The 13,661-nt window shown below is 40.8% G+C and carries 13 protein-coding genes and 1 pseudogene; 7 read left to right on the top strand and 7 right to left on the bottom strand.

Annotation, left to right across the window (positions count from 1 at the left end):
- Position 1: 1 nt before the first annotated feature.
- The 3 genes and pseudogenes from AC3ZVC_RS12435 to AC3ZVC_RS12425 form a co-directional block, all read right to left on the bottom strand.
- Positions 2 to 922 (bottom strand): DMT family transporter, encoded by a 921-nt coding sequence (locus AC3ZVC_RS12435; protein WP_490068919.1) that lies wholly within the window; start codon positions 920 to 922, stop codon positions 2 to 4.
- A gap of 154 nt (positions 923 to 1,076) precedes the next feature.
- Positions 1,077 to 2,550, bottom strand: a pseudogene (locus AC3ZVC_RS12430) (carboxypeptidase M32).
- Between the two features lie 219 nt (positions 2,551 to 2,769).
- The gene (locus AC3ZVC_RS12425; RefSeq protein ID WP_490063588.1) at positions 2,770 to 3,003 is read right to left on the bottom strand and encodes a DUF2249 domain-containing protein; all 234 of its coding nucleotides are present in this window, start codon (positions 3,001 to 3,003) and stop codon (positions 2,770 to 2,772) included.
- Positions 3,004 to 3,174: 171 nt separating this feature from the next.
- On the opposite strand from AC3ZVC_RS12425, the gene AC3ZVC_RS12420 reads away from it, so the two are divergent.
- Complete coding sequence (locus tag AC3ZVC_RS12420; RefSeq protein WP_490063587.1) at positions 3,175 to 4,335, top strand: MFS transporter; 1,161 nt, start codon at positions 3,175 to 3,177, stop codon at positions 4,333 to 4,335.
- Positions 4,336 to 4,342: 7 nt separating this feature from the next.
- A complete protein-coding gene (locus AC3ZVC_RS12415) occupies positions 4,343 to 4,483 on the top strand; it encodes a hypothetical protein (protein ID WP_490063586.1) in 141 nt (46 codons plus the stop codon).
- Positions 4,484 to 4,506: 23 nt separating this feature from the next.
- Here the strand turns inward: AC3ZVC_RS12415 and AC3ZVC_RS12410 are convergent, their stop codons facing one another.
- Entirely contained in the window at positions 4,507 to 6,873 is a 2,367-nt protein-coding gene (locus tag AC3ZVC_RS12410) for a nitric-oxide reductase large subunit (RefSeq protein WP_490068761.1), read from the bottom strand.
- A 215-nt stretch (positions 6,874 to 7,088) separates the two neighbouring features.
- Between AC3ZVC_RS12410 and AC3ZVC_RS12405 the strand changes: the two genes are divergently transcribed.
- The 5 genes from AC3ZVC_RS12405 to AC3ZVC_RS12385 are packed head-to-tail and all read left to right on the top strand — an operon-like array spanning position 7,089 to position 9,816.
- Positions 7,089 to 7,778 (top strand): Crp/Fnr family transcriptional regulator, encoded by a 690-nt coding sequence (locus AC3ZVC_RS12405; RefSeq protein WP_490068759.1) that lies wholly within the window; start codon positions 7,089 to 7,091, stop codon positions 7,776 to 7,778.
- 25 nt (positions 7,779 to 7,803) lie between these two features.
- Positions 7,804 to 8,043: a DUF2249 domain-containing protein gene (locus AC3ZVC_RS12400; protein ID WP_214727300.1), complete on the top strand. Its 240-nt coding sequence runs from the start codon at positions 7,804 to 7,806 to the stop codon at positions 8,041 to 8,043.
- Positions 8,043 to 8,249 carry a DUF2249 domain-containing protein gene (locus AC3ZVC_RS12395; RefSeq protein WP_490068757.1) on the top strand — a complete coding sequence of 69 codons (207 nt, stop codon included), beginning with the start codon at positions 8,043 to 8,045 and terminating at the stop codon, positions 8,247 to 8,249. The genes AC3ZVC_RS12400 and AC3ZVC_RS12395 overlap by 1 nt, the downstream gene beginning before the upstream one ends.
- 13 nt (positions 8,250 to 8,262) lie before the next feature.
- Positions 8,263 to 9,504 (top strand): hypothetical protein, encoded by a 1,242-nt coding sequence (locus AC3ZVC_RS12390; RefSeq protein ID WP_490068754.1) that lies wholly within the window; start codon positions 8,263 to 8,265, stop codon positions 9,502 to 9,504.
- 12 nt (positions 9,505 to 9,516) lie between these two features.
- Positions 9,517 to 9,816, top strand: coding sequence for a metal-sulfur cluster assembly factor (locus AC3ZVC_RS12385; RefSeq protein WP_490068752.1), 300 nt, complete (start codon positions 9,517 to 9,519; stop codon positions 9,814 to 9,816).
- A gap of 42 nt (positions 9,817 to 9,858) precedes the next feature.
- On the opposite strand, the gene AC3ZVC_RS12380 is transcribed toward AC3ZVC_RS12385, so the two are convergent.
- The 3 genes from AC3ZVC_RS12380 to AC3ZVC_RS12370 form a co-directional block, all read right to left on the bottom strand.
- Entirely contained in the window at positions 9,859 to 11,793 is a 1,935-nt protein-coding gene (locus AC3ZVC_RS12380; RefSeq protein WP_490068750.1) for an ATP-dependent DNA helicase, read from the bottom strand.
- A gap of 244 nt (positions 11,794 to 12,037) precedes the next feature.
- Positions 12,038 to 12,205: a hypothetical protein gene (locus AC3ZVC_RS12375; RefSeq protein ID WP_181395954.1), complete on the bottom strand. Its 168-nt coding sequence runs from the start codon at positions 12,203 to 12,205 to the stop codon at positions 12,038 to 12,040.
- Between the two features lie 61 nt (positions 12,206 to 12,266).
- The gene (locus AC3ZVC_RS12370) at positions 12,267 to 13,406 is read right to left on the bottom strand and encodes a THUMP domain-containing class I SAM-dependent RNA methyltransferase (protein ID WP_490068749.1); all 1,140 of its coding nucleotides are present in this window, start codon (positions 13,404 to 13,406) and stop codon (positions 12,267 to 12,269) included.
- Positions 13,407 to 13,661 lie beyond the last annotated feature (255 nt).

Here is a 13,661-nt window from a genome sequence, read left to right as displayed (position 1 = left end):
TTTAATGTTCCAGTTCTTTCGACTCCGAAAAAATGCCTTTATTTTTCCTTTTAGAAGGAAGGTTTACAATAATAACCGAGCTAAGTATTAAAAGAGCACCGGCAACTTGTATGATACCAAGGCTCTCACCATAAAGAGAAACGCCCAATAGCATTGCAACTACCGGTTCCACTGTTGCAATAACTGCAGCTTTGCTTCCTTCAGTCTGTTCCAGCCCCCAAGTGTAAACAAAGTAGGCCATAACAGTAGGAACAAGACCCAAGCTGATGCTAAGCAGCAAAACGTCGGCCGTTAGAAACAGTTCAGCTTTCTTCCATAAACGGGTCACCGGAATAAGAGCTGCCGCTGCAACAAGAAAAGTATATAGCGTTACAGTAAATGGATGGTACTTTTTTAAAGCAAATTTTCCGAATATGGTATAAAGGGCATAACCGATACCTGATCCTAACCCGGTCAAGATTCCCAGAATTGTAATTTTGCTGTCTCCTGCCGTCAGGCCTGCAATTAGAATACAGCCCATAATGGTTCCGGCCACTGCGGCAATTTTTTTAATATCCACCTTTTCCTTTAAAAACAGGAATGACAACACAGTAACAAATGCAGGAGCAGTATAGAGCAGAATGACCGCCATCGAAACATTGATCTGATTTATTGTTGTAAAGTAACAGTAATTAAAAAATACAATGCTTAATATACCGGTGCCTGCAAAGAGCCTAATATCTACCGGGGTTTTCAGCTTTAGCTGGTTTCTAAAGCGTGCGAAGCCAATCACAATTAGAAATATCGCAGCAGAGATGACTCTTATTGCCACAATTTCCATTGCTGTAAATCCGAATTCCCCCAACCCTTTAACGAAAATGGCTATAATCCCCCAAAGGCTTGCTCCAAAGGCAATCATTAAATATGGGAATATTCTCTTCATCATTTTCTCTCCATGAATGAAGAGGATGGCACTTGCGCCACCCTCTTAATTATTTTTTGTCCCTGATAAACTTGTGTAATTAAATTTCCACTCCAATCAACAGAGTGCCAAAACAACATTAGCTTAATGATAGCCTTATTTCCAGAGGTTATGTTTAGTTTAATTGGTACACCTTACCGTATTTATCATACAGATAGTCAATCAGATATTGTGCATTAAGACCTTCGCCGGTTACATCATTTAAAATTTCAAGGGGTTTTTTTATTTTGCCGTACTGGTGTACATTTTTTGTAAACCATTCCTTGATTGGAAGCAGATTTCCTTCTTCAAGGAGTTTATCATAGTCGGGCAAATCCTTTAACATGTTAGTTTTAAGCTGTGCCGCATACATATAGCCGAGAGCATATGAAGGGAAATAGCCGAAGCTTCCGCCTGCCCAGTGAACATCCTGAAGGACGCCCTGAGCATCATTTTCAGGCTTCACACCAAGGTATTGTTCATACTTTTCATTCCAAATCTTAGGAAGATCTTGACTTCAATCTCGTCATTGAACAAGCCTTTTTCAATTTCATAACGGATAATGATATGAAGCGGATACGTTAATTCATCTGCTTCAATTCGGATTAAGGATGGCTTGGATTCATTAATCGCACGATAGAACTCATCCAGTGATACTTCATCAAATTGTCCGCTGGCATAATCTTTAAGGAGCTGATAATTCTTCTTCCAGAATGAATAGTGGCGTCCGACAAAGTTTTCATAGAATAGAGACTGAGATTCATGGATTCCCATTGATGTTCCTGTGCATAATGGCGTGCCCACTAAGTCAGCAGAAATGTTCTGCTCATATAACGCATGACCGCCTTCATGGATGGTACCAAATACAGCTGTACGGAAGTCCTCTTCATCATACTTTGTCGTAACACGGACGTCGCCAGGGTTTAAGCCAATAGCAAACGGATGGACTGTTTCATCCAAGCGCCCTGCTTTGAAGTTATAGCCCATTTGCTCAAGAATTTCAAGGCTGAAACCCCGCTGCATATCCTTGGAAAAACGTTCAAATAAAAAGCTTGTTTCCGGCTTGTTATGAGATTCTGAAATTTGCTGGACTAGCGGTACAATTTTTTCACGTAATTGCCCGAAAACCTGATCAAGCGTTTCAACCGTAACCCCAGGCTCATACATGTCCAGCAGTGTATTATATTTGTTTCCTTCATATCCCCAATAACCAACGAAACGTTTATTCATTTCTACAAGCTTTTCCAGGTATGGGCGGAACATATCAAAATCTGATTTCTCCTTTGCCTCTTCCCAGATGCTTTCCGCTTTGGACTGGAGAATGACATACTCCTTGTATTCTTCTGCAGGTATTTTTTTGTTCCGATCGTAATCTTTTTTGCACTCTTCCAAGGTCTTCAAAGTTACTTCCGAAAGATATTCCTTGCCTGAAAGCTTTGCTATGTATGCTGCCATTTCCTCTGAAGTGGACATCCTGAACACTTCAGAGGAAATCATCCCGATTACCTCAGAGCGCTGTTCCACTCCCTGTTTCGGAGCACCTGTACGAGATCCCAAAACATTAGCGATAATGCTTCATTATATGCAGTCATTTTTTTTACATAATCCATAAATTGAAGTTCTATGTCTTTTAGTGCTTCAGTCACAATTCTTCCCCCTCTAAAACTAATACAAAACCATTTTATCATATTTTTCTGAAAAGGCAGTCTCCATTTTCAATTTCTTTAATTCTTAAATTTCTGCCGTACTCAGCTAATCTGCCGGAAGAAAAACAGGCACCGTTTTAGCTGGTGCCTGTTTTTCCGAGGAATGCATTTATAAATTTGTTTTTATTTTTTGCCTATTGCTACTCTCCATGTTTCCGGTCCCTCTTCAATATACTCCCAGGTGAATTGATCTTCTCGTTCCATCATAAACTGATACCGTAGAGGACGCGGATCGTGATCATTTACAATTTGCATAAATTCTCCGTCCTTTAAAGAGTCAAAGGTGCTGAAAATAACTGGGTGTTTTTCTTTAGGCGGATAGTCAGGCGCAATTACGGTGCTGGCAAATTCTCTCATTTCTATTTCCCTCCTATTCTTTTGCTTTACACATTAATTTTAATGGAGCAGGCCAAAAAGATTAGTGAACCGCATCACAACTATCCTATGATATTTACCGTTTTTCTTTTTAACCTTCCAGTGAAAGAGTTATAATGGTGTAAAGTGAACTATTCCAGGAAGAGAGTTAGTATGAGATATTTTATATTCTTTATTGTAATTGTAGCTTTTATAGATACATTTTCACAGCTGCCCATCATGAGCCCCTTTGCCAAGTCCATTGATCCGTCACCAGCTTTTATTGGGGTAATTGTCGGTATGTATTCTTTTTCCAATATGATCGGCAATATTCTGGCCGGGTACTGGATAGATAAAAGCGGCGCAAAAAATGTTCTGGTATCGGGACTTGCATTAACTGGATCCATTTTAGTGCTGTACACTCTTGTCAGTACTCCGTTTCAATTAGTTGCCATCAGATTTCTCCATGGCCTGTTTGGAGGCTTTCTCGTTCCAGCGGCATTCACAGTCATTGCCAACCGTGGAAAGTCTAATAAACAAGGCAAATCGATGGCTTTATCAGGTGCGGCGGTTGGAAGTTCAGCCATAATGGGGCCTGCATTTGGTGCTGTCGTCGCCTCCAAATACAGTGTAGATTGGGTATTTTTAATTATTGCTGCAACCATGATCAGCAGCGCCATATTTGCTTTCACTTTTTTGACAAATAGGCGAAATAAAGAAGCGAAGCGGACAGATGCCCATTCAGAGAGGGTATTGCCTTTAATGAAGAATCCGTTGCTTTCTGTAAGCTATGCCGGAGCTTTTTCGCTTATGTTTGCACAGGGAACACTTGCCTATCTGCTGCCATTACAGGTTGAGCATCTGAAATTTAATTCTATTTTCAGCGGTATTTTGTTAAGTACCTTTGGAATGACTGCTATCCTTATATTTCTTTTGCCTATCAATAAAATCTTCGATAAGTACAAGCACCAAAACACAATGCTGATAGGCATGATTATTATAGGCATGGCACTTGTTCTTCTAAGTTCAGCTTCTTCACTTGCCTTTATGTTTTTCTGTATGGTCCTATATGGTACTGGGTTTGCGCTACTTTTCCCTTCAATTAATGCGCTTATCGCAAAAAATACGACAGAAAAAACAAGAGGAAAGGCATTTGGCCTCTTTTATGCATTCTTTTCTTTAGGAGTTGTAGCGGGCTCCACCTTTTTAGGCTTATTGGGTGTATCATTTAGAGCAGGTTTTTCTATAGCTGCAGTAGTCTTACTATTTACTGTTTGTGCCATGTACCTTTATTTTAAGAAAAACAGCACATCAATTTTAAAAAGTCAGGAGTGAATGGATTATGAAAGAATTGGTAGGCAGCTGCTGCGTTTGCGGTAAACAGCTGTATTGCCTGGATGGCTTTTTCAACGGGGTTTACACCGAAAATAACGAAACCATCTGTTTTGATTGTTCAGAGGAAAGGAAAAAATCCGCAGAGTGACTATCTGCGGATTTTCCTTTTTCTTATTCATCATCATCTGTGCTAAGGTCTCTAACAGGAAGAGGTTCAATTTCCTTATGAGTCACTTTTCTCAGGTTGAACATAGCTTTTATTGAGAAAAGCACTAGTGCGACAACACCTACCAGGAAGATCGTATCCGGTACGGATCTTAAAGTTAATAATGATTGAATAATTTCCTGCTTTAAGAAGTCAGCTGAACGGGAAGCTGCATAGCCGTTCACATAAGCTTCTTTCATTTGCAGGAATCCGACTGGAAGCAGGGAAGCAAAAACCATTCCTGCAAGTCCCACATTCAGCATAATGCAGCTGAATTTGAGCCATTTGTCGTTCCATTTTTCCGGTTTAACAATATTACGTAATGAATAAAGCAATACTGCAATGGCAAACATGCCGTATACACCCATCATTGCTCCGTGACCATGTGCCGGGGTTAGGAATTGTCCGTGCTCAAGGAAGCTGACAGCAGGCAGGTTAATCAGGAATCCCAATACTCCAGCTCCAACCAGGTTCCAGATCGCTACAGAAATCAAGAACCAGAACGTAGCTTTATAAGGGAAGTCCACACCGCCATCTCTCATCATTTTATATTGGTCATATGCCTCAAGGATCAAAAGAGTCAATGGTATAACTTCAAGTGCTGAGAATACAGCTCCCAAGCCGATCCAAATTTCAGAGGAGCCATTATAATAGTAATGATGTCCTATGCCAATAACACCGCTTCCAAGCAGCAGGATCAGCTGGAAGTAAAGAGCTTTAACAGTAGAGCTCTTAGTGACAAGCTTCATTTGTACTAACAGGAATCCAATAACTACTACAGCGAATACCTCAAAAATACCTTCTACCCAAAGGTGTATGATCCACCAGCGCCAGTAATCGGCAAAGGTAAAGCTTGTGTCCGGATTCATTAAAAACGCGAACAGGTAGAAGAATGGTACAGCTATTGCTGAGTAGAATAATAAGTGAATTAAGCCGCCTTTATCATTCTCCCGCTTTAACCCGCTCTTTATTCCACGGTATACAATGAACAGCCAGATTAACATTCCTGCGGCCAGAACCCCCTGCCACAGACGGCCAAGCTCTAAATATTCCCAGCCCTGGTGTCCGAGCAGGAACCATTTGTTTCCTAAGTATCCATTTGCTCCAAGCCATTGGCCTATCATGCTACCGCCAACTAGGACTACAAGTGCCCAGAACAGGATATCAACAAGGAGGCCTTGCTTTTTCGGTTCATGTCCGCCTACTAATGGTGCCACAAAAATACCCATGCCGAGCCATGCTGTTGCAATCCAGAAGATAGCAAGCTGCAGATGATAGCCTTTGGCAATATTGAATGGAAGAATATCATGGATCCACTTAATGCCAAAGAAGCTGTCAGGTTCGACATAATAGTGTGCAAGCAACGCACCAAACATAGCCTGGACAAAAAATAGAACAGTAACAATTAAGAAATATTTACCGGATTTTAATTGAGAAGAAGTTACCGGCAGTTTCGCTAAGTCAATTCGAGGGAAGTTTCCGTCTTTATATGCCTCTTCCATTCCCAAATGATAGCGGTAGAATACAAACAGAATAATACCGACAAACAGGATCAGTACTGTAACACTTGCTCCGCTCCACCAAATAGCAGAGAAGGACATTTCATTGCCTGCATCCTCGTAGTAAGGCCAGTTATTCGTATAAGTAATATCATCATTCATGCGTTCTGTGCTGGAAAGCCATGCTGTCCAGAAGAAAAAATCAGAAATCTGCTGTATTTGGTCTCCTGAAGCAACATAAGCTCTACCCTCAGTTGGCATATGTTCTTCCTTGATTAATTCTGCTTTTAATCCCCAGCCGTCACCCTCTGTAAATACTTTTCGATAGAACTCTCCTACTTTTTCATACCCATAAACCTGTGCATCAGTTATTACCATCGTATCTGAATCAGGGTCATATCTATTTTCCCGCATTTCCGTTTTTACAAGATCCCTTATTACGGTTTGTTCCTCACCGGAAATGGCGTCAAATGGCTTTCCATACTTTTCTTCGGCTCTAAAATCCTGCATGCCCTTGGTGTATACCGTTAACGCTTCAGCTGTATAATCAGGTCCCATATAGGATCCATGGCCAAGCACGGTACCATAATCCATCAATCCATATTTTTGGAAAACCGCCTGTCCTCCCATTATCGTTTCCTTTGTAAGAATAACTTCTCCTTTTTCATTTGTTACCTCAAGCGGCCGCGGGGCCTGCTCCTTGAAAATCCAGTAGCCTCCCATTAAAAGAACTGTAAAGCTGGCAATTATGGTGAAAACAAGAATGGATTTTAATAGTGCATTTTTATTTCTTTTCACCACTTTATTAATGGGTGTTCCGCGATTGACTTCCATTGCTCTCGCTTCCTTTCTGTTTGAGTACGCTTTGATTCTAATATTCTTTATAAAGTGTTTTTGTGAGCCACCTCATGATCAGGCTGTGATTTTTCACACTATGAGAATGAGAATCATAAATTCTCTTCTTATATGATGCAGGTCACTTATTTCAGTACCTGGAGCTGTTAAACTGAGAGCAAATAGACGAATAACCCCACTGGAAGGTGATCTAATTGAGAAAAGAGGAAATCGAAAAGAGGATAGGCAGTGTTCCATTATTTAAAGAACTTAATAAAGAAGAGCTGGCGCCAATCGTTGAGATAGCCCAGACGCGTTTCTATAAGCAAAAGATGTATGTATTTATGCAGGGGGATTCCCTTGATCGTGTATTTTTCATTCATTCAGGCAAAGTCAAGATATATAAAACTGATTTTTCCGGGAGGGAACAAATTGTATCGGTTCTGGAAGCTGGGGAGATGTTTCCGCATGCAGGCTTCTTCAGAAAGGGCCAATACCCTGCACATGCAGAAATAATGGAGGAAGCACAGCTGATTGCAATTCCAATTGACCGCTTTGAACAAATTCTGATTTCTTACCCGGAACTTTGCATCAAGCTCTTTAAAGTGCTCGGTGAAAAAATAATCGATTTGCAGAACCGGCTTGAGGAACAAATTCTCCATAATACACATGAACAAATCATCATGCTTTTATTAAGACTTTGCAAAACCAATGGTGTAAAAGCAGATGAAATCTATAAAATCACAACCCACTTTACAAACAGAGAACTTGCAAACATGATTGGCACTTCGAGAGAAACTGTAAGCAGAACCATCAACCATTTAAAGAAAAAGGGTTATCTTGCAACTGACGAATCAGGCTACTTCTTAATCGACCGCAGCCAGCTGAAAGATCAGATTATTTAGGAATTTTTTATAAGGAGGAAGAATAATGGAGAACAAAATAGTTGAGCTTGATGTGCGAGAGGATTTAAAAAATAAGCTTGAACCCTTCCAAAAAATAATGTCTGCCATTACAGATCTTGATGCGAATGATGTTTTTATTCTTCATGCCCCATTTAAGCCTGTGCCTCTATTTGGAGTGTTAAAAGCAAAGGGCTTTGATCACAAGTCTGAAGAGATTGAAAAAAAGCATTGGAAAATAACTTTTACCAAGAGAGGTGAATCATAATGAAGCTGGACAACCGGGGACTTGAACCTCCACAGCCAATGATGAGGACTCTTGCTGCCCTTGAAGGCCTTTCCGGCGGTGAAACCTTGTCAATTATTAATGATAGACGTCCAATGTTTCTTTATGAACAGCTGGAGGAATTGGGTTACAAGCACGAAACCACTGAGCAAAATGATGGAAGTTTTTTAATAGAAATTACGAAATAAGCAGGTGATCCCATTGCTTCCAAATACAAAAAATGAAACAAATATTAAACTCCCTTTTTCATTTATATTATTCAGCATATTTAGTTTAATAGGATCACTTTCCCTTATTCTTCTTCAGGGAGACTTCATTATTAATGGCCAATTTAGAGTACCGGGAATCTGGTCGGCTGCCCACCTATTTGTGCTGGGATGGGCGTTAATGGCGGCAATGGGGGCCATGTATCAGCTTGTACCGGTTGCCTTTCTTACACCAATATGGAATGAAAAATTCGGGTTTATCCAATTTGGAGTAACAGCTTTTGGAATCCTGTATTTTGCCCATGTTCTCTTTTACAGCCCGCAGGATGCCCTGCTGCCTGGCCTTATTACATTAACAGGGATTATGATGTTCCTGCTGCAAATGCTGATGACATTAAAAAGACAAGCAAAGCCCACTGTACTGACTCTCTTTGTGGGAACCGCCCTTGCCAGTTTGTTCACCACCATCGTAATGGGCATCGTGATGATAATCAGCATGAAGACCGGCTTTGCTTCTGATCACTATCAAGCTATCTTTAAAAGCCATTTGCTTCTTGGGACAGCAGGCTGGTTTACACTATTAATCTTTGGTTTTTCCTATAAAATGGTGCCGATGTTTTCCTTGTCTCATGGTTATAGCATGAAGCCGGCCAAATTTGTTTTTGCCTTTTATGGAGCGGGGTTGGCACTGTCATTTATCGCATTATTCGCAGAACAGAATTTGCTTTTCACTGCAGGATTGCTCATTCTTGCGGGCGGATTCACTTTCTTTTCCTGGCATATGCTGCAAATTTTAAAGAAAAGAATAAAGAAGAAACTTGATTATTCCTTCCGGTTTGCTCTGCTTGCGATTCCTGCCGGATTAATGGTCCATTATGCAGCATTCGCAAACTCGCTTTTTGGCAATTTTGAAAACACTGCAGGATTTTTAATTTTTGCATACCTGATGCTGTGGGTGGCCTTAAGCATCTTCAGCTATCTATTTAAAATTGTTCCTTTCCTATGGTGGACATGGAAATACAGCAAGGAAATCGGCAAACGGAGTGTACCTTCACTAAAAGATATGATGGATGACAAAGCCTCGATTCCAGTTCTCTCTATCCTTATCCTTGGTGTCTTAGGTTTGATGGCTTCCATCCTATTTGAAAACAACGGCTTATTCTTCACTGGCCAAATGATGGTGTTGGGTGCATGCCTTAGTTTCAGTTATTTGATCATAACAGTTATTAAAAAATAGGAGGAGATTTCCATGAGCTTAAAAGAATTAGTGCTAACTAACTTAAAAAGAGTAATGGATCCGGAGCTTAATATAAACGTAGTTGATTTGGGGCTCATTTATGATGTCGACTTTCCTGAAGAAGGCAGAGCATTAATAACGATGACCCTAACAACACCTGGCTGCCCGCTACATGACAGTATAGTTAGCGGCGTAAAATACTGTATCGAAGAGCTGGAGGAATTTTCTTCTGTAGATGTTAATCTTGTCTGGGAGCCTGCATGGACACCTGAGAATATGACAGCTGAAGGAAATCGACTCTTAAGGGGATAAAGTGAAAAAAAGTGCCCAATCATTTTTTGGGCACTTTTCATTTTATATCTGTTTGCTTAATGAAGCCTTCGTCGGCAAAACCTTTTTAATCATCTCAAGCACTTCGGGATTCTCATTTTCATTTACTAAAATGTGAACAGTTCCTTTATCTTCATGGGTTCTGATTAATCGTCCAATTCCCTGCCTTAATCTCAAGATCATATATGGCAGATCGACCTCCCTGAATGGATCGGCTGCGCCTTCTCTCTTTGAAGTAAAGACCGGATCATGCGGAGGGAACGGCAGCCCAAAAATAATCACGTTTTCCAGAGATCTTCCCGGTATGTCGAGACCTTCCCATAAGTTAACGGAGCATAGAACAGATTGCTCGTCATTTTGGAAGTTTGACACCAGTGTGCTGATTTCCGCATCTCCTTCGAAAAAGAACGGGACATCCATTTTGTCGGCAGCATAAGCTTTAAATTCTGCCAAATCTGAACGGTTTGTAAACAGCACCAAAGCTCGTCCTTCAGATCGCCTGATTTTCCCAATCGTATATTCCATTTTTGCAGCTGTATCATCCTTTGCAAATTCCGGTATGCTAATGGACATGTTTTCTTCATAGTCAAACGGAGATTCTACTGTAAAGGATAAATATTCATCCACACCAAGACTTTTGGCCATATAATCAAAGGATTTATCTTCAGACAGTGTTGCCGATGAGAAAACAAAAGGCTTGTTCTGTGAAAAAACTTCCTCCCTCATAATATCCTCGACCATTCTAGGCATGATCACCAGGGTTCTTTCACCATTATGGTCTTCAAACCAAGTAATTCCCTTTAAATCTTTAAGGAACAGAGACAGTGAGTATGAGATTTGCTCAAGGTATTCTTCGACGATTTTTAAATCATAGTCGTTAATGACATACATTTCACTTTCAAAAACCAGTTCCTCTTCAAGTCTGCTTATTAAATCCTGCAGCTTTCTTCCTTCTCGGATGACATCGCCCGTTTTTTCAATGGCTTTCTTGTCTGAGCCTGTTTCTGTGGAAGAAGACAGTGCAAGCGTCAAGAAGAAATGCTCATTCTGGTATATAGCATCTTCAATGATATTCAAGGTTTTTTCCCGCACATCATTCGCCATCAGCCTTGTTAACAGAGATTCAAGTATTTGCTCAGTGAACCGATATGTCAGCGCCTTCTGGGAGGCATATTCCAGCAAGTGTCCCTCATCGAAAACAACACAAGAGCTTTCAGGAAGCAGAGGTAGCTGTCCTTCCCGTTTTCTTGATTCCTTTGTCCAAATGTGTTCCATGTAAAAATCATGTGAACAAATAATCAAGTCCTTTGCACTCCGGTAATATTCCCGATGCAAGGTTTGGCCGCAGCGGTGACGTTTTTCACATGTAAAACAATCCTGGATGGAGTCCCATGCAACATTTGCCCAATGCTCATCCGGCAGGTCTGGATAATCCTTACGATCACCATACCTCTCAAATTTTTGCATAGAGGAACCAGATTGGACAAAGTCAGGAAGCTCATCAAAAATCCCGTTGTAATGATCATGTACATCGTTTGCCACAAGCTTGTCCAGCTTATTTAAGCATAAGTATTGATCGCGCGATTTAGCCAGCCTTACATCGATATTCAACCCCAATGCCTTTTCAAGCTTGGCTATATCGCCTTCCTTTTTAACAAGCTGCTCAATCAATGTTTCATCCGCACATGCGATAATAGCAGGCTTGTTTATGTACCTTGCATAGCTGATTGCATACAGCAAATAAACAATCGTCTTGCCGGTTCCCACACCAGCCTCTGCAAAAATAACCTTCTTGTCTTTAAAAGCTTTTTCAAGCTGAAAAGCCATAAATATTTGTTCATCCCGTATTTCAAATCCTGCTTCAGGCAATATATCGTAAAAAACATCCCCGATCCACTCGCTTAACTTCTCGTAAAAAGATTCGCTTTTGGACACGGCAAAAGGCATTCGGTTAGACATGATACCCCTCCGTAAATAAAAAGTTAAAGCGTCTTAAATTGCAGACGCCGTTATTGCGGTTATATCATTATTTCAATTTTTTGCTGTTTATAAACAAATGAACATCATACAATTTTATCGCAAATATGGCAACTGTCAAGAATAATGCCACTTGAAGATTGTGGGACAGTTCGCGGCCGGAATTTCACAAAAAAGCAGGGGTGCTTTTACAGCCAGCCCCTGCCGCTACTTCATGTTTTATCCTTTAGTTAATGCGAGACATGGAAAATGACAATGCCTGCTGCAATTCGTCCTGTGCATTTCTAAGACTCTCAAGAGCCTCAGCCGAAGAATCACCTTCTCCTTGAATTGCTTCCATTGTTCCGTTCAGTGCCTGTGAAATTTTATGAAAATCAATATTCGAATGCTTCATTGCCATCCCTCCTGACAGAATTAGATAAGTATAGTCTATTCAAAAACAGGAGGTTTTATGCTTATTTGTTTCTTGGCGGCCTTTTACCCCAATACTGATAATAATCAGTACGGATAAAACCGTTAAAGAGCTTGCGTTTCTTCGTTGCAGGTTTTCCAAAATGAGTCTCAAATTCTTCATCAGAGGTCAAGATATAGATCGACCATGTATCAAGAGGGGCAAACGCTTTGCCCATTTCGGCATACATTCTCTGCACAGCCGCCTTCTCTCCAAGTCTTTCACCATAGGGCGGATTTCCGACAATCACTCCGTATTCCTTAGTGGTCGTAAAATCTCTTACCTGCATTTGTTTAAAATTAATGAGTTCTCCCAGGCCGGCTTCAAAAGCATTCTCTCCAGCTATTTTCACCATTCTGTGATCAATATCAGCTCCGGCGATATCCAGAGGCTGATCATAATTTGCCACATCCTCAGCTTCGTTTCTGGCATCCTCCCAGACTTTTTCAGGGATCCAGTGCCATGCTTCTGATATAAATTCACGGTTAAAACCAGGTGCGATATTTTGGCCAATCAATGCAGCTTCAATTGGAATCGTGCCCGATCCACAGAAAGGATCAACGAAAGGCTTGTCCGGCGTCCAATTTGTCAGCATCACTAATGCGGCTGCAAGAGTTTCCTTCAGCGGCGCTTCCCCCTGGCCAGCACGATATCCTCGTTTGTGCAGGCCGCTTCCGCTGGCATCGATGGTCAATAACGCCACATCCTTATGAAGTGCCACTTCTATTTTAAATAGAGGTCCATTTTCTTCAAGCCATCCCGTTTTTTTATATTTCGTTCTCATCCGTTCCACAATTGCTTTCTTAACAATGGCCTGACAATCAGAAACAGAAAATAATTTGGATTTTACAGATTTGCCTGAAACGGGAAACTCGGCGTTTTCTGGCAAGTAATTTTCCCAAGGCAGAGATTTTGTTTTTTCAAATAGCTCATCAAAACTTGTTGCTTTGAACTCGCCTACTTTTATCCGGATTCTGTCTGCAGTCCTTAACCATAAGTTGGAACGGACAATAGCGGTTTCGTCACCTTTAAAAGTGATCCTCCCGTTTTCAACTTCACATTCATATCCAAGATCTCTTACTTCTTTCGCTGCCAGAGCTTCAAGACCCATTGCAGTCGTTGCAATCAAATTATATTTTGACATAATTTCACCCTTACTTAAAAAATTGTTCTTTCTGATATGTACATTTTTAAGGTATTAGCATATGTGATTATCACATAAAGTATATATGTTTATTCGCGTGGCCGCAACGGAGTCAGCTGGTACCGGCAGTAGGACATACGGATTAGAGGGATTCGAATTATTTACTATATCAATGCAGTTGACGTCTATCTAACGATGATTTCTTCCTTTTATCTACCCATTCCAGTAATGTGATTGGCCCAATCCCCATGCTGT

Source organism: Cytobacillus sp. C11.1, assembly GCF_058145115.1.
The sequence above is the reverse complement of the archived record's forward strand: the minus strand, read 5'-3'. Positions and strand labels throughout refer to the sequence as shown.